General features: G+C 50.9%; 20 protein-coding genes. 8 read left to right on the top strand and 12 right to left on the bottom strand.

Going from position 1 to position 22,212, the window contains the following annotated elements:
- Positions 1–53: 53 nt before the first annotated feature.
- Positions 54–1,622, bottom strand: coding sequence for an MDR family MFS transporter (locus tag AC27N8_RS24605; protein ID WP_487070341.1), 1,569 nt, complete (start codon positions 1,620–1,622; stop codon positions 54–56).
- Positions 1,623–1,995: 373 nt separating this feature from the next.
- On the opposite strand from AC27N8_RS24605, the gene AC27N8_RS24600 reads away from it, so the two are divergent.
- Positions 1,996–3,105 carry a carboxylate-amine ligase gene (locus tag AC27N8_RS24600; RefSeq protein ID WP_487070339.1) on the top strand — a complete coding sequence of 370 codons (1,110 nt, stop codon included), beginning with the start codon at positions 1,996–1,998 and terminating at the stop codon, positions 3,103–3,105.
- 146 nt (positions 3,106–3,251) lie between these two features.
- Here the strand turns inward: AC27N8_RS24600 and AC27N8_RS24595 are convergent, their stop codons facing one another.
- The 8 genes from AC27N8_RS24595 to nagA all read right to left on the bottom strand — a co-directional run bounded on the left by AC27N8_RS24595 (position 3,252) and on the right by nagA (position 11,235).
- Positions 3,252–4,337 (bottom strand): ABC transporter ATP-binding protein, encoded by a 1,086-nt coding sequence (locus AC27N8_RS24595; RefSeq protein ID WP_487070337.1) that lies wholly within the window; start codon positions 4,335–4,337, stop codon positions 3,252–3,254.
- Positions 4,337–5,476 carry an ABC transporter ATP-binding protein gene (locus AC27N8_RS24590; RefSeq protein WP_487070335.1) on the bottom strand — a complete coding sequence of 380 codons (1,140 nt, stop codon included), beginning with the start codon at positions 5,474–5,476 and terminating at the stop codon, positions 4,337–4,339. Before AC27N8_RS24590 ends, AC27N8_RS24595 begins: the two co-directional genes overlap by 1 nt.
- On the bottom strand, positions 5,476–6,471 hold the full coding sequence (locus AC27N8_RS24585; protein WP_487070333.1) for an ABC transporter permease: 996 nt from the start codon (positions 6,469–6,471) through the stop codon (positions 5,476–5,478). The genes AC27N8_RS24590 and AC27N8_RS24585 overlap by 1 nt, the downstream gene beginning before the upstream one ends.
- Positions 6,472–6,474: 3 nt before the next feature.
- Positions 6,475–7,470, bottom strand: coding sequence for an ABC transporter permease (locus tag AC27N8_RS24580; protein WP_487070331.1), 996 nt, complete (start codon positions 7,468–7,470; stop codon positions 6,475–6,477).
- A gap of 1 nt (position 7,471) precedes the next feature.
- Entirely contained in the window at positions 7,472–7,615 is a 144-nt protein-coding gene (locus AC27N8_RS24575) for a hypothetical protein (RefSeq protein WP_487070329.1), read from the bottom strand.
- Positions 7,602–7,787 carry a hypothetical protein gene (locus AC27N8_RS24570; RefSeq protein ID WP_487070327.1) on the bottom strand — a complete coding sequence of 62 codons (186 nt, stop codon included), beginning with the start codon at positions 7,785–7,787 and terminating at the stop codon, positions 7,602–7,604. The genes AC27N8_RS24575 and AC27N8_RS24570 overlap by 14 nt, the downstream gene beginning before the upstream one ends.
- Before the next feature lie 76 nt (positions 7,788–7,863).
- Positions 7,864–9,543 (bottom strand): ABC transporter substrate-binding protein, encoded by a 1,680-nt coding sequence (locus AC27N8_RS24565; protein ID WP_487070325.1) that lies wholly within the window; start codon positions 9,541–9,543, stop codon positions 7,864–7,866.
- A 498-nt stretch (positions 9,544–10,041) separates the two neighbouring features.
- Positions 10,042–11,235, bottom strand: a complete 1,194-nt coding sequence (gene nagA / locus AC27N8_RS24560; RefSeq protein WP_487070323.1) for an N-acetylglucosamine-6-phosphate deacetylase — start codon at positions 11,233–11,235, stop codon at positions 10,042–10,044.
- 590 nt (positions 11,236–11,825) lie between these two features.
- On the opposite strand from nagA, the gene AC27N8_RS24555 reads away from it, so the two are divergent.
- The 6 genes from AC27N8_RS24555 to AC27N8_RS24530 all read left to right on the top strand — a co-directional run bounded on the left by AC27N8_RS24555 (position 11,826) and on the right by AC27N8_RS24530 (position 18,629).
- Entirely contained in the window at positions 11,826–12,572 is a 747-nt protein-coding gene (locus AC27N8_RS24555; RefSeq protein ID WP_487070321.1) for a GntR family transcriptional regulator, read from the top strand.
- Positions 12,573–12,594: 22 nt separating this feature from the next.
- On the top strand, positions 12,595–13,527 hold the full coding sequence (gene murQ, locus AC27N8_RS24550; RefSeq protein ID WP_487070319.1) for an N-acetylmuramic acid 6-phosphate etherase: 933 nt from the start codon (positions 12,595–12,597) through the stop codon (positions 13,525–13,527).
- Positions 13,524–14,492 carry a BadF/BadG/BcrA/BcrD ATPase family protein gene (locus AC27N8_RS24545; protein WP_487070317.1) on the top strand — a complete coding sequence of 323 codons (969 nt, stop codon included), beginning with the start codon at positions 13,524–13,526 and terminating at the stop codon, positions 14,490–14,492. The genes murQ and AC27N8_RS24545 overlap by 4 nt, the downstream gene beginning before the upstream one ends.
- 23 nt (positions 14,493–14,515) lie before the next feature.
- A complete protein-coding gene (nagZ, locus tag AC27N8_RS24540; protein WP_487070315.1) occupies positions 14,516–16,138 on the top strand; it encodes a beta-N-acetylhexosaminidase in 1,623 nt (540 codons plus the stop codon).
- 44 nt (positions 16,139–16,182) lie between these two features.
- Positions 16,183–17,142, top strand: a complete 960-nt coding sequence (locus AC27N8_RS24535) for a GNAT family N-acetyltransferase (RefSeq protein WP_487070313.1) — start codon at positions 16,183–16,185, stop codon at positions 17,140–17,142.
- Between the two features lie 308 nt (positions 17,143–17,450).
- Positions 17,451–18,629: an MFS transporter gene (locus AC27N8_RS24530; RefSeq protein ID WP_487070311.1), complete on the top strand. Its 1,179-nt coding sequence runs from the start codon at positions 17,451–17,453 to the stop codon at positions 18,627–18,629.
- Between the two features lie 72 nt (positions 18,630–18,701).
- Here AC27N8_RS24530 and AC27N8_RS24525 read toward each other — a convergent pair whose 3' ends face one another.
- Genes AC27N8_RS24525 through AC27N8_RS24515 form a run of 3 tightly spaced genes read right to left on the bottom strand, consistent with a single transcriptional unit; the run spans position 18,702 to position 20,933 of the window.
- The gene (locus AC27N8_RS24525) at positions 18,702–19,727 is read right to left on the bottom strand and encodes an alpha/beta hydrolase (protein WP_487070309.1); all 1,026 of its coding nucleotides are present in this window, start codon (positions 19,725–19,727) and stop codon (positions 18,702–18,704) included.
- 28 nt (positions 19,728–19,755) lie between these two features.
- Entirely contained in the window at positions 19,756–20,313 is a 558-nt protein-coding gene (locus AC27N8_RS24520) for a GNAT family N-acetyltransferase (protein ID WP_487070307.1), read from the bottom strand.
- Positions 20,304–20,933: a bifunctional 4-hydroxy-2-oxoglutarate aldolase/2-dehydro-3-deoxy-phosphogluconate aldolase gene (locus AC27N8_RS24515; protein WP_487070305.1), complete on the bottom strand. Its 630-nt coding sequence runs from the start codon at positions 20,931–20,933 to the stop codon at positions 20,304–20,306. Before AC27N8_RS24515 ends, AC27N8_RS24520 begins: the two co-directional genes overlap by 10 nt.
- 172 nt (positions 20,934–21,105) lie before the next feature.
- On the opposite strand from AC27N8_RS24515, the gene AC27N8_RS24510 reads away from it, so the two are divergent.
- Positions 21,106–22,104, top strand: a complete 999-nt coding sequence (locus tag AC27N8_RS24510; protein ID WP_487070303.1) for a PfkB family carbohydrate kinase — start codon at positions 21,106–21,108, stop codon at positions 22,102–22,104.
- Positions 22,105–22,212: the final 108 nt, after the last annotated feature.

Below are 22,212 nucleotides of genomic sequence, written 5' to 3'. Positions count from 1 at the left end.
TAAAGCCAGATGGAGAATTTTATTTATCCATCGGCATGCAACGATCCAGACCACTACCCGATATGTGCCAGAGCATCCGTAGACGCCTCCGGCATCAGAGCGACCTCCTCCTCGGTAGGCTGGTAGGCATATTTGTCGGCGCGGCCGCCTGGCAGTAGAAACATGACGCCAAAGCCTATGATGGCAAGTACGAGCATCAAGGCATAGACCCAGAACAGGCTATGGGAGAGAGCATCCCGCAGTTGCGCCAGGAAATCCAGCGGCAACGAAGAGCGCAATCCAGGAGTCAGCAGGACGTTGGCAGGCGCGATGTTCTTGGGCAAGCGGCTGGCGTCGGCTGCGAACTGCGCGTAGATAGGCGCAAAGCGTTGGGCCATCTGCGCGTTGAGGATTGTCCCCATGATAGCTACTCCAACGGTACCACCCATAGTGCGAAAGAATTGTGTGGTCGCAGTTGCGACTCCACGCAGGTTCCAGGGAACGGCGTTTTGTACGGAGAGGATAAAGACAGAGCTGGCAAAGCCAAGTCCTGTACCGATAAAGACCATGGCGACAATGATGAAGGGCAAGCCCGTCTGTATTGTAAAGAGAGTCGTCATGCCGACACCAATGGCCGCAGCCAGCATTCCTATAACAGCGGTAAAGCGGTAGCCATACTTGATTGCAATTTTTCCACTAATGGCGGCAGCGATAGGCCAGGCCAGCAGCAAAGGACCCAGTGTAAAGCCAGCACTTGTGGCGGTCCCCCCATTAACGCCCTGTACAAAGAGCGGAACGTAGGTTGTGATACCGAACATCAGTACGCCAAGGATGACACCACCGATGCTTGAGATCGTGATGATACGGCTCTTAAAGAGCTCGAGCGGGAGGATTGGCTCGGCGGCACGCTGCTCAATAAAGATGAAGAGTCCAAAGAGCACTACGCTTCCCACAAAGAGTCCAATGCTTGGGACCGAGAGCCAGGACCATGATGTACCTCCCTGTAGCAGCGCAAAGAGCAGAGATACAATGCTTCCAGTCAGTGTCAGCGTGCCCAGATAGTCGAGGCGATGCTTGGTGCGCACAATGGACTCTTTAAAGAACACGATCAATAGGAACATTGAGACCAGGCCAAAGGGAATATTGATAAAGAAGACCCAGCGCCACGAAAGATTGTCAACGATCAATCCACCGGCCAGTGGTCCAACCACGCTGGAGATTCCCCAGACACCACTAAATAATCCCTGGACTCTGGCTCGCTCTTCCAGGGCGAAGATGTCCCCGATGATGGTCAGAACGATTGGGAGCACAGCTCCGGCTCCTAAACCCTGGATGGCTCGGAAGATAATCAACTGCTCCATCGACTGCGCAGCTCCGGAGGCCGCTGAGCCGATCAAGAAAAGAGAGGCTCCAAAGAGAAAGAGCGGTTTACGTCCATACAGATCGGCGAGTTTTCCGTAGATGGGGACGGTGGTTGTAGAGGTCAACAGGTAGATCGAAAACACCCATGAGTAAAGTGTAATGCCTCCTAGTTTCCCAACGATACTCGGTAAAGCGGTCCCGACGATGGTTGTATCTAACGCCGCTAACGACATGCCGAGCATTAATCCGACGGTGATAAGAATTTTTGCTTGTTTGGTCATCCCTATTTTCCCCTGCACATAAAATAAATCAAGACAACGTATGTGTAGCCACCACCCAACCCAGGACGGTCGTACAAACATCTTAGAAGTTTTTTTCTCTGCAACAGCGCAAAAAAGAGGTACGGTAGATAGTGTCCCTAACTTAATCTAACACTTGTCATAAGAATATTTATTCCAATCTCTACAGCCGCTATAGAGAAAATGTACACTCTACCTGTCGCATCAGGAGCTAATACTGAAGAATTGTCGGAAGAATTCGGAATTTATCTGGCTACTATGTCCACAGACGATACGTGCTTCATACTGTATACTAGTTGAGCAGGTTTGTATGTAGTAAGTTTGAACTCTGGCAGTTGTAAGGAGGCGAGAATACATGTCCCTGCAATCAAATGGTTTTACGATAGGCGTCGAAGAAGAGTATCAAATCATTGATCCTCACACGCGTGAATTAAGTCAAGCCGCCCATCTTATCTTGCCCAATGCGCAAGAAACGTTAGGAGACGCTGTTCAGTATGAAATGATTCTCTCCCAAATTGAGATTGCCACTCCAATTTGCCAGACACTCGATGATGTACGCAGAGAGCTCACTCGTTTACGTAAGGGCATTATTACTGCTGCCGATCAACGCGGATTAAAGATCGCGGCAGCCGGTACGCATCCTTTCTCACCATGGAATGAGCAAGAGGTGACACCCCGAGAACGCTATGTCGAGCTTATAGAAACATATCAACAACTTATCCGCGAACAGGTCATCTTTGGATGTCACGTTCATATTGGAGTGCCCGATCCAGAAAATGCCATCATGATCTTGAATCATGCGCGTGTCTGGCTCGCTCCACTGATTGCGTTGACGGCCAATTCTCCCTACTGGCTCGGTGAGGATACTGGCTATCAGGATTATCGGACAGGACTCTGGTGGACCGTTCCACTGGCTGGTCCGCCTCCCTATTTCGCTTCGCATCATGAGTACAGAAAGACGATTAACAATCTGATTGAGACCGAGAGCATCGACGATGCCACTAAAATATATTGGGATCTGCGTCCTTCAGAGCGCTTCCCAACCCTGGAGTTTCGTGTGATGGATGTCAGTCTGACCGTTGACGAAGCTGTCGTCATCACTGGCCTCACGCGAGCACTTGTGCGCACATGCTACGAACAGGTCGTACGAGGCATTCCCTATCCAGAGATAACTGCTGATCAGTTACGTGCTATGCACTGGCGTGCAGCACGCTATGGCCTGGATGCAAACCTGTTCGATACACTGAAAAATTGTATTGTGCCAGCTCATCAATGTATTGAAAATATGCTAACATTTTTACGTCCCGCCCTTGAAGCTGAAGGCGATTGGGAACGTGTTGAAAAAGGTGTGCGTCGCATCTTGCAACAAGGCAATGGAGCGCGTCAGCAACTCAACATCTTTCAGCAGACCGGAGATTTTAAAGACGTCGTTGACTACGTCGTAGCGCAAACCAGTAGCTTTTAGATTCTGGTTACTGGAAAGATAGCATAACCAACCCATCAGGCCCTGCCAGAGAACCGTCGGAACTTACCACAATCTACAGTATGAGCTCTATCTGCCAGACAGATAGAGCTCATCATCGTTCATAATAGGTCCAAAGAAAGCTCCACTTACGGATTGCTTCCTACCTGCGCCTCTGACGCCTGGACTGTCTCTTTTGTATACAGGAAGCAGTTTGTCCAATGACCATTCCCCAGATCGGTCCGGGCCGGGAAACTCTGCTTACAGACCGGCATCGCGTGGGGGCAGCGTGGATGGAAACGACATCCTTCTGGAGGATTAATCAAACTGGGAATCTCACCGCGTGCATGCACCTCTTCGGCCAGGCCGTGCGCCTGCGCTTTGATACGATCAGGATCAGGCGCTGCTGCCAACAACAGTTGCGTGTACGGATGCTTTGGCTCCTGGATAACGCTATCACTGGGTCCGCCTTCCACCATCTGTCCGGCGTACATCACCAGCGTGTTCTCAGCAAAATAGCGAGCACTCGCAATATCGTGCGTGATAAACAATAAAGCCAGTTTCTCTTCGTTCTTTAGCCGCAGCAACAGATTTAAGATATCCAGGCGAATAGACACATCCAGCATCGAGACCGGCTCGTCGGCCAGCAACACTTCGGGTTGGACCGCCAGGGCACGCGCAATCGCGATACGCTGTCGTTGTCCACCACTCAATTGATGCGGAAATTTCTGAATAAATTGCTCGGCAGGGCTCAAGCTCACGCGTCTGAGCAACGCCAGAACTTGCTCGGTTACCTCATCCTCCGTGCGGGCGTGTCCGAATAATCGAAGCGGACGACTGAGATGATAACGTACGTTGTGAACCGGATTCAGCGAAGCAAAGGGGTCCTGGAAGATTAATTGCACATGTCGGCGATATTTTCTCAGGACAGAGGTGCCTCCATGCAGGCGGATTGGCTCGCCGCGAAAGCGGATGGTCCCAGACGTGGGATCGTACAGACGTGCCAGCATACGTGCGACGGTCGTCTTGCCACTTCCGCTTTCGCCCACCAGAGCAGTAGCCTGTCCGGGATAGAGAGCAAAGGAGGCATCGTCGACAGCGTGCACAACGCGACGCGGCTGAAATAATTTAAAGTCGTTGATCGGAAACTCTTTCCGTAAGTGTTGAGCCTCCAATACTGGAGCTTCTCCATCTGGCACAGCGGCGCTACCATTTGACTGGTCAAGTGTATTCATCAGGCTCTTCCTCCGATACTTCTCTCAGCCAGCTTTTCGTATCCGGCTGCTAACTCCGCCGTGGTAGGGATATGAGAGCTGAGAGCTGGATCATAATAATGACACGCAACAACCTGATCAGGACTCTCCTTACTGGAAGGAAGCAACGTTGGAGTCACATGAGAACAGGCATCAAAGGCCATCGGGCAGCGCTCCTGGAAAGGGCATCCGGGAGGCAAAGCGCGTAGATCTGGTGGGGAGCCTGGGATACCAACCATCATGCGCCGTGGTCCGTGCAGAGTGGGGAAAGAGTTGAGCAGTCCATAGCTATAGGGATGGCGTGGGTGCAGATAGAGATCTTTACTCTGTCCCTTCTCAATCATTTTGCCGGCATACATAATCGCAATATTGTCGGCTAATTCGATCAAGAGCGACAGGTCATGGGTGATGAAGATGAGTGCGGTGGATAGCTCTTTGCAGAGGCTACTGATGAGTTGGAGAATCTCGCGTTGGACAACCACATCCAGAGCGGTCGTTGGCTCGTCCATGATGATGAGTTCGGGCTGGAGCGCTAAAGCAATCGCAATGACGGCGCGTTGGCGCATACCACCGCTCAGCTCGTGGGGATAGCTTTTCAAACGATCCGAAGCGATACCAACCATCTCAAATAATTCGGCGGCTCGACGCTTCCTGGCATCCGCTTTCATCTCGGGACGATGCGTGACCAACACATCTATAATTTGATCACCCACAGTCAGCACAGGATTCAGAGCATTCATGGCACTCTGGAAGACAATTGACAGCTCGTTCCAGCGAAATGCGCGGAGCTCTCGCGGAGACAACTTCAGCACGTCGATAGCCCCCTGATCGTCCGTCTGACGGCTTTTCTTCGGGAGACGTCGTATCACCTCATCTTCTTCGTTGGCATAGTAAAGGATTTCGCCGCCAGTAATGTAGGCCGGTGGACGCAGCAGGCGTGCAATTGCATAGGCCATGGTCGATTTACCGCATCCGCTCTCACCTGCCAACCCTAAGATCTCTCCGCGTGCCAGACTAAAGCTGACATTGCGCGCGGCATGGACTGCTCCATTCGCCGCCAAATAATCAACACTCAGATTATTGACCTCTAAGAGTGTCTTGGTTCCAACACTTGTTGCCATTAAGCTATCACCTTTTTCTCTTTCAGCAACCGGGGCTTCTTGTCCTGGCGCAAACGTGGATCAGCGATTTCGTCAATACCGAAATTAATCAGGGATAGGCCTGCTCCCAACACAGCAATACAGATGCCTGGTGGAATAAACCACCACCACAATCCGGAAATCAAGGCGTTATCTTTTTGAGCCCAATAAAACATATCGCCCCAGCTAATACCATTGGGATCGCCTAAGCCTAAAAATTCTAGGGAAGCAGATGCTAGTATAACATAAAGTGTCGTGCTTACAAAATTGGCTGCCACGATCGAGATCTCATTTGGGAAGATTTCTCTGAAGATAATGCGGAATGTCGTCTCGCCATTTGAGCGGGCCGCAGAAACAAACTCGCGACTGCGCATAGAGAGTGTCTGCGAGCGTAGGACGCGTGCCCCCCACGACCAACTGGTGAGAGTAATCACGATCGCCACCGTCTGAGGTCCACGTGGGAAGTAAGAGGCCAGCACAATCGCCAGCGGGAGTGCCGGCAAGACCAGAAAGACATTGGTTAACAATGAGAGAAACTCATCGACCACACCGCCGACATAGCCACCGATCAATCCTACCAGGACAGAAAGCAGCGTGACGGCAATACCAGTGATAAAGCCCCAGAAGATCGAGGAGCGCGTTCCAACCACCAGCTGGCTGAAGATATCCTGCCCCAAAGCCGTCGTGCCCAGCAGATGGACAGATGAAGGAGCCGCCTGCGCATCCTGCGATAAGCGATTAGGATCGGTATGAATAAAGAGTGGCCCGAAAATAGCCACCAGGATAAAGAAAATTACGATATAGGTTCCAATCGCAACTTTCCTATTCCCGGATAGATAAAACCAGAAGCGTTGCAAACTTTGTCCAGCGCGCTTATACCATGGAGGTCGCACCGTACGCAGCAGCGTAGAGTCCACTGGCTTCCTGCTGCTCTGGGAGACAGCATCGTTTGAAGACGGGGATGAAAATGTATTCATAACTCAGGCACTCCTCTCCTGACGTACGCGAGGATCAAGTAAGACATAGACGAGATCTGCCAGAAAATTGGCCCCAAGTACTGCCAACGCGATCACAAGGAAGATACCCTGCAACAGGGGATAATCTTGTCCCTGCACCGCCTGCAACAGCGAAAAACCAATCCCGGGATACGAGAAGACAATTTCAGTCAATAATTGGCCGCCAACAATGGTGCCAATGGAGAGCGCGAAACCAGCAATATTGGGCAGAATCGCATTGCGAGCCGCATAGATAAACATCACGCGAGCCCTCGTCAATCCTTTGGCATCGGCCATCAAGACATAATCCTCCGACAGCGTCGTAATCATCGAGTTACGCATCACCAGCATCCAGCCAGCGATCGAGGAGATCACAATCGTGAAAGCAGGCAAAATAGCATGGTAGAGCGCACTCATAATAAAATCAGTATTCCAACCAATATCTAATTGAGTATCAAAACCATCAGAGAATGGGAACCAGCTCAGCGTGTAGCCAAAGAAATAGAGGATAATCAGTGCCAACCAGAAATAGGGAATTGCCGAAAGAAAAGTCATAGCGGGCGAGAGGAAAGTATCCAAAAATGTGCCACGGCGCCAGGCCATGATAATTCCAATCAAGCATCCGACAATGAAGCTGATAACAACAGAGACAGCCCCCAGGATAAGTGTCCAGAAGATGTTTTGACCAATCACCGAAGCGACGGGAATAGGATATTGAATAAATGAGACGCCAAGATTCCCATGCAAGAGGTTGCCGAGATATTGAATATATTGTGTCCAGAGAGAGTCGGTGGTGTTAACGCCAAAGGCAGCCTCTAGAGCGTGTTGGGTGGAGGGGCTGATCGGTCCCAGGCGCTCAAGACGCGCCAGGAGAGCTTGGGCGGGATTTCCTGGAGCCAGACGCGGGATAAAAAAATTCAAGGTGATTGATATCCAGATCGCCACCAGATAGAACAAAATGCGACGAAACATATGGCGCATTCTAGTACTCCTTTGCAGTCCTACTACAAAACAAAGTAGCGGCAGAAAAATTGTGTTCCCCAAAGAGATCAAGCTCACCAACGTAGCGGCGCGGCTCCGCCGTGCTGTCACGTCCCGCACGACCATGCTCCTCATGGGGCTCCATTGAGAAAGCCTACCCTTGAGCGACGTACACCAACCTTTTCGTACGAGTCACAGACAGCACGGCGGAGCCGCGCCGCTACGTTGGTGAGCGTTTGCACTGTAGGTGAAAGGGGAACGCTCCCTATCTTCACAGTATTCTCCGGGTATGAGTCAGGGGATGGTTGCGCAACCATCCCCTGACTCATCTGACTGTCTGTGCGGTATGAGTACGCTCATCTCTTATGCTAATGAGACGATCTGACATACTGCCTAGCTAACAGGCTTCAAATGAAGGATGACTACTTCATTATCAGGTGAGGTGTAAGCCGCTCCGACCGCATATGGATTGTCCTGCGACGGCCAGCCGGTAAAGTTCTTTGTGCTGTATTCGTACCAGGAAGCTGCATTTACCAGAGGAATGTTGGGCAGCTTTTCAGCGAAGATCTTCTCGAGTCCCGCGATGGCTGTCTTTTGCTTGGCAGGATCAATCGTCGAAGCATACTGTTTCAACAATTGATCTGTTGTGCTATCGCTCCATTTGCCCCAGTTATAGCCTTTGGGAGAAAGGTTAGCTGTATTCAGGTCGGTATTGTACAGGTAGAATGGCGTTGGTCCACCAAAGAGACCACCGATCAACGCGTCAAAGTTGCCATTATTACGAGCATCGAAATATGCAGTATCCTGAATATCATCGACGGTCGCATTAATACCAATATCTTTTAAGTTCTGCGTAACGATCGCTGCCATTGTTTCCCAGTCGGTCCAACCATTCACAACCTTTACAGTGAAAGACAACTTCTTGCCACCCTTGGCATAGATGCCATCACTCCCCTTCACATAACCGGCACTCTCCAGGAGTTGTGTCGCCTTGGCGACATTAGCCGTTGTGGGCTGGTCCTTGTAGGCGGGGTCGAGGTAGGCATTGGAATTGGGTAAGATCAAGCCAGTTGTGCTCGCAGGAGAAACATAGCCGCTCTCAGCTTGCTTGGCCATCTGCCCTCGATCAAATGCAGCGCTCATCGCCTGACGTACGGCGACATCGTTAAATGGTGCCTTGGTTAGATTGACATATAGGGTCACCATATCAGTTGGGGACATCCAATAATGGTTGTGCTCTTTATCTTTGGCGACATATGTCTGATCCAGATTAGGAGCGTAGAAGCTTCCCCAGTCGATTTGACCTTTCATCAATTGCAACTGCAATGTCTGATTGTCTTTAACCGCTGGATAATCCAGTTCGTCAACCTTTACCTGACTGGCTTGCCAGTAGCTGGGATTCTTTGTGTAAACCAATAATTGCGCCGAAAATTTGCTCAGCTTGAAGGGGCCAGTTCCAATTGGATCTGTATTGGCAAATTTTGTGGGGTCGACACCACTAAAAATATGCTCAGGAACAATAAATGTTTTGCCTGCGATGTACCAGAGCGTCGGGGGATTTGGAGATTTGAAGGTAAAGACAACGGTGCTTGCATCCGGGGCACTCACATCACTGAGATACGTCCAGACGCCATTCACATCGGCTGCTGGATATTTCTTGAGCATATTGAATGTGAAAGCCACGTCACTGGCGGTGAAAGGCTTGCCATCCGACCACTTAACTCCATCACGAATAGTGAAGGTGGCTTGCTTTTCGTCGCTGCTCCACTTGTAGCTTGAGGCCAACATGTTCTGAACTGAGCCATCGTTCACGTTATAAAATAATAGAGGCTCATAGACCATACCCAGAATGCCCTCATTGACCTGAGTCGGATTATAGGGGCTAAGAGCCTTGGTGAAATCGCCGCCAACGTGGGCTCCAATGTGTAACACACTTTTTTTGCTGCTTGTGCTGCCGGTGGAACTCCCACCACAGGCTGCGAGGACAAATGCCATGATCATCAATGACGAGAGCAAGATCATACCAGCCCTGGATCTCTTGCTGTCAACCGGTGAAAAGAGATTTAGAGTCACGCCCAACCTCCTAAAAGATAAAAAAACACCGTGCCATGGGAATACAGTCATCATAAGTCCAGATATATGCAAAATAGAGCGTAGCCTCTGTTCAACCTACGCGCCATTCGCCATCCTTCATACGCCTATAATTAATATAGACAACTAGACCAGTGCGCGAAAAACGGGAACCGTTTTCATCAAGATACATGTATGTTCACCATTATCCAGATAGATATTAGCAAACATGCACATACAACTATCTACTCCGTGGTACAAGGACGCACTACAAGTTGAATGTCCGCTCTTTCCTTCTGGGTCTCATTCAACGTGATAAAAACGCAATGATTGCCTGGAGCATCCCTGCTCGCGTGTCATAATTGGAACGTCTATGAGAACATTACACGGATTTACACTAATTGTCAAGTCATCTAGACCACTAAAATCTAACTTGACGGCAAAATGGTGGAGGTATCGCTCCGCTGGAACACCACCCACCATTTACGAAGACGCCCGAGCCTATAAATCCTTTAAACGCTGCTGCCAGTCCTCATTCGCAAAGCCCACTTGACCACGACAGATCGTGGCTTGCAGTTGGAAAGAGCGATCGAAAATAGCCAGGTCAGCCTCATAGCCGGGCGTCAGGAGACCTTTGCGCTCCGCAACGTGGGCGGAGCGAGCGGGATTGAATGAAAGCATCCCGGAGGCTTCAGACAAGGTGACATGAGTATATTCAAGCATGTTACGTAAGGCATGATCCAATGTCAGAACACTACCGGTCAAAGTGCCATCCAGTAAACGAGCAGCCCCACAAATAACGTGTGCCTCCTGACCAGCAAACTCAAAGACTGCATTTGGAATACCGGCTCCGGCCTGGGCATCGGTAATCACGATGGTCCGTTTGGGGCCTAACATTCTGATGAGCATATCCATCATGGCGGGATGTACGTGAACACCATCGGCGATCAACTCACCCAGCACCTGCTCGGACTGTACAATGGCGGCCAATGGTCCAGGATTGCGATGCTCTAATTGTCGCATAGCATTAAAGCAATGCGTCGCATGCGTAATCCCTAGCCGAATCGCCTCGCTCGCCTGATAATAATCGGTATCGGTATGCCCAATGCTCACCGTGACACCAGCCTCGACTAAGCGCTTGATCATAGCGTGAGCGCCTGGTAGTTCGGGGGCAAGTGTGATGAGCTGGAGGTGCCCTCGCGTCAGATCCAAAATCAGCTCGGTCTCTTCAGGATCAGGCTTACGCAACCAGATGGGCGGATGAGCTCCACGCCTGTCCTCACTGATATAGGGACCTTCAAGATGAATACCCACGGGCTCGGCATCACCTCCATGGGCTGCTTTTTTTGCTTGCTCAATAGCTTCTACTGCCGTAAAGAGCTGCGCCTCGGGTAGCGCGTTCGGAGTTCCTACCACGGCGATGAGAAATGAGGTCACACCCGTGGACGCCACCCAGTGTCGATAGGCATGAATCTCCTCTGCATCGGTTGTATGTAAGTTGAAGCCGCCACCACCATGCGTATGGACCTCTATAAATCCCGGCATGACAATGCTATCTGCGGCATCGATCACCAGCCCGGATTGATCACCGCTCTGTCCGATAGTTTGAATGTGCTCACCCTCAATCGCCACATCCCCCCGCTCCACATCCATGTTCGCATCCACCAGACGAGCACCACTTAATGTAAACCGCATTGAGTTTTCCTCTTTCACAGATTTTCTTTCCAGCACTTGACAATCTTCCTGTACAGTAGTGGTCTATACAATATGCCAATTGTACCACTATGTATCTAATCCCTACAGTGGTAAAGCCTTAGAAATTACTATTGGCTTCTCCCGCCCAAAAGAGAAATGGATAGATCAGCCATGCACAAGGATTTACACATGTAGTATCTAACTATATTTTTTTTGCCGTAGAGAATAAGATCCTGCTCATCATCTCGTGACTATCATCAGTGATAGAATACTTTTCGGCGCAACAATTTCAGCGTTATCTGGTCCTGATTATAAACTCTCCAGTTTCTGCACTCATAAAGGGCTTGCCTCGTCAAAAGCTATTGACACCCGATACGCATGAGCTACAAAATATGAGCTTGCAACCAGAAGCCTTGACGTTTCGTCTAATATCTGTGATTATTTAAAGATACGGCGTGGTATAGACGATATACCAATTATACCAGCCTGCAGTGATATGCAAAAACGCTACCTTGTAGACGTTCATTGGGATTGGATCATTGGGGGCAGATTATCGTTATACGAGCTGAAAAGGATTAGGTTGAAACTATATGAGTACAGTTTTTCGCAAAGGTCCCTTACCTCGTTACTATCAGTTAAAAGAGATTATGCGAGAAAAAATTCGTCTGGGTGAATGGAAACCTGGAGATCTTATCCCTTCTGAACGTGAGCTTGGAGAGCAATACGGGATCAGTCGCATGACGGCGCGTCAGGCCATCACCGAGTTGGTCAACGAAGGACTCTTTTACCGCGAGCAAGGCAAGGGGACCTTCGTCAGTCGACACAAGATCACACAACAACTTATCCACTTAACCGGCTTTACCGAGGATATCAAGACACGTGGTCAACGACCCGGCACCAAGGTTTTGGACGCTGCCATGTGTCCGGCCGACGAAAAAACCGCCGAGCGCCTGCGCATCAAGCCAGGACAACCCATCTTTCGCCTGCAACGCCTGCGCCTGGCCGATGATGAGCCACTGGCGGTCGAAATCTCTCATCTCAGCTTTATGGGCTGCGAGAAGTTACTTGAGGAAGATCTAGAGCATAATTCGCTCTATCGCATCCTGGAGACAAAATATGGCCTCCCACTTATGGAGGCTGAACAGGAAATTGAAGCGGGTCTCTTCGATGAGAAAGCAGCTCAATTGCTCCATGTGCCAGCCAACAGTGCAGCCCTCTTCACACGTCGCATCACCTATACCGAGCGAGACCAACCCATCGAGTACGCCACCTCAATGTACTGTGGCAACAAATATATCTACTACACGAATCTGAAACGCGAACAATTAATGCCGTAGCGTCGACAATGAAGGAGAACTTATGTCTAGCGCATCGCATCCTGATGAAGCGAGCAACATTGGAGCACTCGCGACAGAAGGCATTAATCCGGCCACGACAGAGATCGATCGCCTGAGTCCATTAGGGATTGTACAGGCCATCAACGCCGAGGACGCCAAAGTCGCGCTGGCAGTGGAGCGCGTCTTGCCCGCGATTGCTCAGGCAATTGAGCAGATCGCTGCCCGCATGCGCCAGGGTGGACGTTTGATCTATATCGGAGCTGGCACGTCGGGTCGTCTGGGCATTCTGGACGCTTCGGAGTGTCCACCCACCTTTGGCACCTCCCCAGAGCAGATTGTGGGACTGATCGCAGGCGGTCCTATTGCGACCGCCAACGCCGTCGAAGATGCGGAAGATAATCCAGCCGCCGGACAGGCCGAACTGGAGCAGTTGCACGTCGGAGCTCTCGATACGGTAGTAGGCATCGCGGCCAGCGGACGCACACCGTATGTACTGGGAGCGATCGACTATGCCACAGCGCAAGGCGCCCTGACGATTGGGATCGCTTGTAACGCCAGCACACCGCTTGAGCAGGCTGTCGCCATTATGATTGCTCCAATCGTGGGACCAGAGGCGCTGACAGGCTCGACGCGCTTAAAATCCGGCACAGCTCAGAAAATGGTCCTCAATATGCTCAGCACGGGCACGATGATTCTTTTGGGCAAGACCTTCGGCAATCTGATGGTGGATGTGGTGGCGACGAATTATAAGCTTGAGCAACGGGCAACGAAGATTGTACAGACTGCCACTGGATTATCTAAAGATGAGGCTGCTAGCTTGCTAAGAAGTGTCGATGGGGAGACCAAAACAGCGATTGTCGTTGGACTTACCAACGTATCGTCGGAGGCGGCCAGAAAGCATCTGGCGACACATCAATCTATTTTGCGTACAACGCTAGAAGCCATACAAAAATGAGCAACCCACAACCAGACCACTTAGAAAGCCAATCCAGGCACAGCTATTATCTAGGTATCGATGGCGGCGGCAGCAAGACGCTGGCCATTATTGTCGATGAACTGGGCACCGAGATTGGACGCGGACAAGCCGGTAGTTCGAATCATACCGGCGTCGGACTCACGCGAGCGCTCGAGCATATCCATGAGGCGGTCGCGCAAGCGCGTCAAGGATTGGATGAGCAGGAGCCGATCCAGAAAGCCTGGTTAGGTATCGCAGGCATTGATCGTCAGGCGGACCAGCAGATGCTTGAAGCCCACGTGCAATCTCTGGCCACCACCGTCTACGTCACAAATGACGCCGAACTCGCATTGAGTGCGCTCCCAGCCACCGTCGGAGTGGTACTGATCGCGGGCACAGGATCTATCTCATTGGGACGTAATGCGCAAGGTCAGACCACCCGCTCTGGTGGCTGGGGACATATTCTCGGCGATGAAGGTAGCGGCTATGCACTGGGACACCAGGCGTTACGAGCGGCAGTCCGAGCTGCAGATGGTCGTGGGCCGCAGACGCTGCTCCTGAAGAGCATTATGCAAGCGTGGCAACTTCAACAAGCCGATGATATCATCGGTGAGGTCTATGGCGCGGATGACAAAGCCAAAATTGCGCGTCTCTCCAATTGTGTCTTCCAGGCCGAACAGCTTGGAGATGCCGTGGCCCATGAGATCGTCCAGAACAATCTCGACGAATTGGTGCTCGTGGTACGCGCAGTTGGAACCAAACTCGGTTTCTCAGCGCAACAACCACTTCCCCTCGCTCTGGGCGGTGGACTGCTCTTAAATGAGATCCGTTTTCAGACCCGCTTCTTAGAGCAACTCCGGCAGCAGCAAGCGATAGACCTGATTGTGCATGTAGAACAGCCAGCTTTGAGTGCCGCACGCAGCGTCATCCACGCCGCAGACTTCAAAGATTGGTTCCGCATCTAAAAATCACACAAGGAGAAAACTCTATGCAATCCTCCACCTCAGACATGAGTCAGGAAGAATTGATCGGCCAATTGTTTGTCGTAGGTTTTCCTGGACCAACTGTGACGCCAGAAATCGTTGACCTGATCCAGAACTATCACGTTGGCGGCATCGTGCTCTTCAAGCGCAATCTTCAGGACATCAAGCAGATTCGCCAGCTCACGCACGATTTGCAAATGATCGCGCAAAAAGCTGGACACCGTTATCCGCTACTGATCAGTATCGACCAGGAAAACGGGATGGTGCGTCGCTTCGGTGATAGCGCAACGATCTTTCCTGGCAACATGACTCTGGGTGCAATTGCATCTCCACAACTGACACACGACGTAGCTCAGGCAACCGGCAGAGAATTAAAAGCACTGGGCATCAACATGAACCTGGCCCCTGTAGCCGATGTCAACAACAACCCGGCCAATCCAGTCATTGGCATCCGCTCATTTGGAGAAGATCCACAACAGGTCGCGCAACTCCTCACAGCCATGCTGAAGGGGTATCGAGAAGCCGGCATTATTACCTGTCTGAAGCACTTCCCAGGCCATGGTGATACCGCTGTCGACTCGCATCTGGCCCTCCCCAGCATCCCCTATGAGCTGGAACGGCTCGAACAACTCGAACTGATCCCCTTCCAGCGCGGCATCGAAGCGGGAGCGGATAGCATCATGACCGCACATATTTATCTACCAGCACTGATGCCCGCCGATACCACATTGCCAGCCACCGTCTCATCCCACATCGTGCACGATCTCCTGCGCACCAGACTCGGCTACACGGGAGTCGTCATCACCGACTGCCTGGAGATGAATGCAGTTTCCAAGACAATTGGTGTTGAGAATGGCGCAGTGATGGCACTACAGGCAGGCAATGATTTAGTGCTGGTTTCTCATACGTATGAGCGGCAGAAGGGCAGTCTTCTAGCTGTCAAACAAGCAATCAAGAGCGGGCAACTCGATATCCAAACCATCCAGGATGCCAGCGAGCGTGTCCTCCAATTGAAAGCCCGCATGCTCTCCTGGGAAGATCTCCCTACCGAAGAGCAGCTCAGCGTTATCAGCACGGCCAGCCATCAGCAGCTACGCGATAGCGCCTACGAGCTCTCGACGACAGTGGTCCGCGACCAGCAAGGACTGTTACCGCTCCGATTGACAGACGCGCAAAAGATCCTGGTGCTAACAATCCAGCCGGAGACGTACACCGCCGCCGCCGATGCATCCGAAGAATCAGGCGTCTTGATAGAGCAGATACGCCAACGACACGCACAGGTAGAGGAAATATCCATCATCCCTAAAAAAGTTATGGATGTTTTGTCGGGGATTGACGAGGCGGTCGATAATGCTGCTATGATTATGATTGTGACAGTGAATGCAAATCTAGATCACGCTCAAGCAGAGTTTGTCCAACATGTGCTCAAGCGAGGGAAGCCAACCATCGGGCTGGCGGTTTATAATCCATATGACCTGTTAGCGTTTCCCGAGCTCGGCAGCTACATCGTCACCTACGAGTATACGGCCCCGGCCTTAACAGCAGCAGTGCGTGTACTGTTTGGTGAGATTCCAGCACAAGGAAAGCTCCCGGTCAGCTTACCAGAATTGTATCCACTCACCCAATAGCAGCGGGCACACTGTATCATCACTAGCTAGATTAGGACAATAGAATGCAAGTCACGACCGAACATATCCAGCCCTACGATGCCGACCACGATGCATCCAGCATCTATACGCTATGGCAGGAAGTCTTTGCCACCAGTTGGCCAATCAATCAAGAGCGCCTGACAAAAGTGCTGAACGGCCCAGAGCCCCGGCACTTTGTAGCTCGTATCAATGGACGCATCGTAGGCTTTGCCGCGACCCTCCAGAGCTCCAAAGATGGTAAAAAGATTGGGCAGTTGGCAGCGCTCCTGGTTCATCCAGAGATGCAACGACAGGGCATCGGTACAGCCTTGCATAATACAGCCCTCGCCTATCTTCAGGGTACAGGAGCCAGCGTAATCCAGCTGGGTAGCATAGTCCCACGCTTTTGGCCCGGCATCCCGACACAATCCCAGCCAGCCCTCGCCTTCTTCAAAGCCAGAGGTTGGAATCCATCTGAGACTGTCTATGATCTTGTGCAGGACCTCAGTACGTATCAGACCCCGGAAAACATCGTTAAACGTGTAGAACAAGAGCAGATCAGCATCGCCATCGCCACCAGCCAGAACGTCACAGACGCCCTGGCCTTCGAAGCCAAAGAATTTTCTGGCTGGCTGGCTCTCTATGAGCGTTGCGCCGATCTCGGCGATTATCGCGACATCTTGACCGCTCGCGAGGCGGATGGACGTGTAATCGGGACGCTCATCATGTACTCACAGAACTCCCATTCCGAGCGCACCGACCTCATCTGGCAGGAGCTTCTCGGCGAAAACGCCGGAGCCATCGGAGCCGTCGGGGTCGACGCTCAAGCACGCGGACGTGGCATAGGCATCGCCCTTGTCGCAGCCGCCTCCGAGATCCAAAAACAGCGCGGCGTCCAGAACTGCTTCATTGACTGGGTCACCCTCACCGACTTCTACTCCAAAGTCGGATACCCCAAATGGCGCGCATATGCCTACTGCCAACGCACTGAACCGGAGAGCTAGCAGGTCAAAGGGTCCAAGACCTCTCAGATAGGTTAAAAAGGCCCTTTCTCTCACAGTGCAAACACCCACCCACATCAAACAAAACAATCTACACGGGAAGACCACTCAATGGAGTCCAATGCAGATAGTTGTCGTGCGCCCTCGCGATGAGCAACAAGATCAAAAAAAAGAGAGAAAAAATAGAAATAGTAGGTAAACATGTTCTTGCCCAGATAATATCTTATACTGGATTGAATACATGTGTTAATAAATGGAGATTGCCTTAAATGATGAAGGTAATTTCTTTTTTGAGATGAGGTAAAGAGAGTATGCTTTTTAAAATGGTAAGATTTCCTGTTACGAAAGAGATAAGATTACTAAGTTTTGCCTTTTTCTTTGCGTTTGCAGGGTATGATGGAGCTCAACAATATATTACAGCTTTTTTTTCTCAAATTGGATTGCCTCGAAGTGGATTTCAAGTACTTATTCTCATTTATCTTTTCTCTACATTGGCAGAACCTTTGTCTGCCGTCATTATTTCTAAATACGGCGCAAAAAAATCAATGACAATAGCTCTCTTCTTTTATGCGCTCTTTCTATTTGCACTCATGACAAAGTTTCTTGTTTTTATTTACCTTGCATCCGCTCTTCTTGGCTTCTCTGGAGCTTTCCTATGGACGGGACAGAATAGCTATTTGGTAAGAGCTACAACTGATGATAATCGTGGCGCAAATGCAGGCTTTTTTGGCACTTTGCTATTTTTCGGAGCGGTTGTGGGTGTTATTGTGTTGGGCCTTCTTACATCTATATTTTCCTATCAATCAGCATTTTTAAGCGCTGCATTTTTAACTCTTATTGGTGTCATATTCATATTACGCTTGAGGGACTTACCACCAGAAAAATCAGCAAATCACTTCCAACTTTTGCGCAAAGTTCTGACAAGTAAAACTGCATGGCAACTCTCAATGATCTGGTTCTCGTTGTACTTCGTGTTTGGGTTAGCGATTGGCTTAATTCCTATTGAGATTAAAAATACGTTAGGCGTATCTTACATCGGAGGGCTATCTTCGTTGCTCTACATTATGCCAGTCCTACTTTCTTATGTATCAGGAAGACTTTCAGACATAAAAGGTCGAAAAGCTATTTTAGGCGTTGCATTCCTGATTTGTTTCCTAGGATTAATCTCCCTATACTTTTCTTCAATAGCTCTTTTTCTGCTTATGGGCATTATATTGATTTCTGCCTATTACTCAATCATCTACCCAATAACGCTTGCATTAGTCGGAGATGTTACAACTAAAAAGAACTTAGAGTATTTGACTTCATTTTTCTGGATGATACAAAATGGAGGTATTGTAATCTCTCTTATCCTCTCTACTTTCATCCAGACAAAAATGATCTACATTATCTCGATGATAACCCTAAGCCTATCTCTTTTAGTTCTTTTGCCTATTTTGAAAATAGGCTTTCCCGCAGTCAAACAAAGAATTTCTCAGGAAATTGGTTAAGTAGTATTCCCTTACAACATTTAATTTCCAACTACCTATATCCTTCAACAGTCTCCCTGAAAAGTATTAAGGTTATGGTGTCAGGCGCTCAGTCAGGTATTTAAGGCTGATAGGATAGCGATATTCGATGGCTGAGTGCGTTCCGTCAAAGAGTTCAAAGTGGACATCGTTAACGCCGATCTGCTTGAGCTCTTTGTAGAAGGCAGCGGCTCCAAGGTCCAGATAATATTGATCGTGATTGCCGGCGTCGATGTAGATGGCTTTCATGCTGCGCAGCGCTTCGGCGTGCTTGGGAGCCATACGCACGGGGTCCCAGGCGAGCCAACGCTCCCAGACGGCAGGGATCAGTTCGCCAGTCTCGACATCGTAGGGGAGGCGCACCGTGCCATCGGGATCAGCAGAATAGCAAGCGGCCATACACCAATCGTTCATGGGAGCCTCATCACCGGCCTGTGAGAAGGCTGGCCGCGTGCGAAAGGCTTGCCAGAACTGCTCAAATGATCCCTGATAGCGGTCGCGGAGCGTACGGATGGAGGCGCGGAAATCTGGAAGATAACAAGTTTCAAAAAGAGAGTCGCCTGCATGTGTTGCCAGGCCGCCCCATAGATCTGGACGCAGCATCGGCGTGATCATAGCGCCGTAACCTCCACTCGATTTGCCTGCGATTCCACGATGATCCCGTGCGGGCAGGGTACGATAGTGGGCGTCGACCCAGGGAACAATCTCGTCGCACAGGTACGTATGATACTGTCCCGTGGCGGGCGAATCGACAAATTGACTGCCACCATAAGATGTCCAGCAATCGACCCACACGATGATGCAGGGAGGTGCTTCATTGCGGGCGAACAGAGCATCAGCCAGTTCGGGAAAGTTCTGTCGAAAGGCGGAGCGATTGCGCCACATATCGAGCTGTCCGGTCAGGCCCTGAATCATGTAGACGGATGGATAACGCCGCTCGGGATGATCATCATAGCCGGGAGGCAGATAGATCCACAGCGGGCGCTGCGCCGGATCGTGCAGAGGATTATCTTTCAGGACAGTGCTCTCAAAGACTACTTCGTCGAAGCGTCCGCTGAGCGGAGCAGACCATGGTAACATAACAATTCCCTCCAAAAAACATACTTAATTACTGTAACCATTCATCGCGGAGGATGGCATATTGATATTCATCGCCCCACTTGCCCTTAAACCAGATGTTCTGGATAAAATGTCCTTCTCGGCGCATCCCCAGACGTTCAAGCAGGGCAACCGAGGCTGTATTTTCACAATCGGCGATAGCGATGATACGATGCAGTTTGAACGTGTTGAAAATATATGTGAGCAGGCTTGAGACGGCTTCCGTCGCGAAGCCCTGGCGCTGATACGCACGTGCCAGAGTAAATCCTATCTCGGCCTGACGCTCGTCGTTTTCACTGATCATAAAGTAGCAGTCGCCGATCAGCTGTCCAGTCTCCTTGAGCTCGATCGCAATCTGGATACCCTGACCGCGTCCGCCCGGCTGCACCGACTTTTGCTTGTCGATAAACGTACGAGCTTCACGCTCATTGATACCCTCCCAGCTCTGATAGCGGGCAACCTCGGGATCGTTGCGATAGGCCATAAATGGGAGCAGATCAGTATCCATAAAGTGTCGCAGACGCAGTCTGCTTGTCTCGATTGTTGTAAAGATAGTCACTATAAACATGCCTCAACATATTGACGCGATAAGGCTGTCAGGCCAGCCCAGTCCTGTGCCGCGATCCTGGCCTTATTGACCAGATTACTCCCAATAGCTACAGTATACGCTCCCGCTGCCAGATAGGCTCCGCACGTCTCCAGGTTCACGCCGCCAGTCGGGACAAGTCGCAGATCGGGCAGAGGTGCCAGCACATCCTTGAAGTAGGTTGGACCAAGTCCGCTGGCTGGAAATACTTTGACCAGAGTAGCTCCGGCCTGCCAGGCAGTCCAGATCTCGGTCGGAGTATACGCTCCACACACAACTGGAACATTCAATTCTTTGCCCGTAGCAATGACGTCGAGGGCCAGAATAGGAGTCACCAGAAATTGAGCGCCAGCGGCGATAGAAGCGCGTGCATTGGCACTATCCAGGACGGTTCCCGCCCCGATAATCATACGCGCCCCAAACTCACGACGCACCTGAGTAATCACTTCATTTGCCTTCGCGTTTGTCAGTGTAAACTCGACCGTCGTGATGCCTCCCGCCAGCAGAGCAGCACTGATATCGAGGGCGCCGTCAAGATTATCCAAACGCACAATCGCGACCGGCATCCGTGGTTGCAAAATATCGACACTTCGTTGTTGCATGCTTCTTTATGCTCCTTCCCATGGATAACTAAGTTGTCGTACGGGCAATCTCAGTATATCATGTAGCAAAGCGGCTACCATCCATCAAGATGCGGCCTGCCAACACAACCAGACATAACTCATAGCTTAGGTCTTGACTTTGTGCACCACAAGCAACGGAAGGAAAAAGAATATGGCCGTCGATGTCGTTAGTTTTGGAGAGACGATGCTCCGTTTGACCGCTCCTGATAATACCCGGATCGAGAACGCATCAGCCTTCACCATTTACGTGGGAGGAACTGAGTCAAATACGCTGGCTGCCCTATCTCGCCTCGGCTGCAAAGTCTCCTGGCTCTCGGCGCTGCCTGACAATCCGTTGGGAAAACACGTCGAGAGCGAACTGCGCTCCCACGGCATCGACACCAGTCAGGTGGTCTGGGATACGCCAGCCAGCCGTCTGGGGACATTCTATGCGGAAAACGCGCCCGAGCCGATCGGACTCCAGGTCTATTACGATCGCGCCAACTCGGCCTGCGCCTTGATCGATCCCGAGCGCGTCAATTACGCCAGCATAGATGAGGCCCGTATCCTGCATCTCACCGGCATCACACCGGCACTCAGCGAGCAGACACGCGACGTCTTCCAGCGCTTCCTCACACGAGCGCAGCATAAGCAGATCCCGCTCTCCTTCGACGTCAACTATCGCGCCAAGCTCTGGACGCCTGAAGAAGCTGCTCAACATGTCGAGGATGCCTGCCGACAAGCCAGTATCCTCTTCTGCGCCTACGCCGATGCCGCCGAGTTGTGGGAATTTAGTGGCGATGCGGAGTCGGTTCTCAGGATGATGGCTCAGCGCTTCGGCAGCGACAAAAAGCTGGTTCTGACCCTCGGCAGCAAAGGATCAGCGCATCTTGACCATGGCAACTACGACCACGCCCCCAGCTTCCCGACCACCAGCAATGGACGCTTTGGCTCCGGCGATGCCTTTGATGCTGGCTATCTCCACGCGTATCTCGCACAGCCCCTGTATCAGGAACTGGCAGACAATCGCGGAACGACCGGACTCTCACCACTCGAATTTGGAAACGCGCTCGCTGCACTCAAACGAGGCATTGCCGGAGACATAGCCATCATCAGTCCGGCGGACGTCAAAACGATCTTGCAACTGGAGATCAGTAAACGCTTCCGGTAGAGGAGAGAGCTCCACCTCCACGAAAACAGCCACATGCAAAGCACCAGGATTATTATTATTACCTCTATCTATATTATAAAACCAATACCAATCAGTAGATAAAAACCT

The organism is Dictyobacter sp. Z7_2 (genome assembly GCF_057551105.1).
Note: the sequence above shows the minus strand (reverse complement) of the source record. Positions and strands in the feature narration are given on the sequence as shown.

Coding starts and splice junctions, on each gene's coding strand:
- AC27N8_RS24605 (WP_487070341.1), bottom strand. CDS start 1,622: ATGACCAAACAAGCAAAAATTCTTATCACCGTCGGATTAATGCTCGGC.
- AC27N8_RS24600 (WP_487070339.1), top strand. CDS start 1,996: ATGTCCCTGCAATCAAATGGTTTTACGATAGGCGTCGAAGAAGAGTAT.
- AC27N8_RS24595 (WP_487070337.1), bottom strand. CDS start 4,337: ATGAATACACTTGACCAGTCAAATGGTAGCGCCGCTGTGCCAGATGGA.
- AC27N8_RS24590 (WP_487070335.1), bottom strand. CDS start 5,476: ATGGCAACAAGTGTTGGAACCAAGACACTCTTAGAGGTCAATAATCTG.
- AC27N8_RS24585 (WP_487070333.1), bottom strand. CDS start 6,471: ATGAATACATTTTCATCCCCGTCTTCAAACGATGCTGTCTCCCAGAGC.
- AC27N8_RS24580 (WP_487070331.1), bottom strand. CDS start 7,470: ATGCGCCATATGTTTCGTCGCATTTTGTTCTATCTGGTGGCGATCTGG.
- AC27N8_RS24575 (WP_487070329.1), bottom strand. CDS start 7,615: ATGGAGCCCCATGAGGAGCATGGTCGTGCGGGACGTGACAGCACGGCG.
- AC27N8_RS24570 (WP_487070327.1), bottom strand. CDS start 7,787: ATGGTTGCGCAACCATCCCCTGACTCATACCCGGAGAATACTGTGAAG.
- nagA (WP_487070323.1), bottom strand. CDS start 11,235: ATGCGGTTTACATTAAGTGGTGCTCGTCTGGTGGATGCGAACATGGAT.
- AC27N8_RS24555 (WP_487070321.1), top strand. CDS start 11,826: ATGAGTACAGTTTTTCGCAAAGGTCCCTTACCTCGTTACTATCAGTTA.
- murQ (WP_487070319.1), top strand. CDS start 12,595: ATGTCTAGCGCATCGCATCCTGATGAAGCGAGCAACATTGGAGCACTC.
- AC27N8_RS24545 (WP_487070317.1), top strand. CDS start 13,524: ATGAGCAACCCACAACCAGACCACTTAGAAAGCCAATCCAGGCACAGC.
- nagZ (WP_487070315.1), top strand. CDS start 14,516: ATGCAATCCTCCACCTCAGACATGAGTCAGGAAGAATTGATCGGCCAA.
- AC27N8_RS24535 (WP_487070313.1), top strand. CDS start 16,183: ATGCAAGTCACGACCGAACATATCCAGCCCTACGATGCCGACCACGAT.
- AC27N8_RS24530 (WP_487070311.1), top strand. CDS start 17,451: ATGCTTTTTAAAATGGTAAGATTTCCTGTTACGAAAGAGATAAGATTA.
- AC27N8_RS24525 (WP_487070309.1), bottom strand. CDS start 19,727: ATGTTACCATGGTCTGCTCCGCTCAGCGGACGCTTCGACGAAGTAGTC.
- AC27N8_RS24520 (WP_487070307.1), bottom strand. CDS start 20,313: ATGTTTATAGTGACTATCTTTACAACAATCGAGACAAGCAGACTGCGT.
- AC27N8_RS24515 (WP_487070305.1), bottom strand. CDS start 20,933: ATGCAACAACGAAGTGTCGATATTTTGCAACCACGGATGCCGGTCGCG.
- AC27N8_RS24510 (WP_487070303.1), top strand. CDS start 21,106: ATGGCCGTCGATGTCGTTAGTTTTGGAGAGACGATGCTCCGTTTGACC.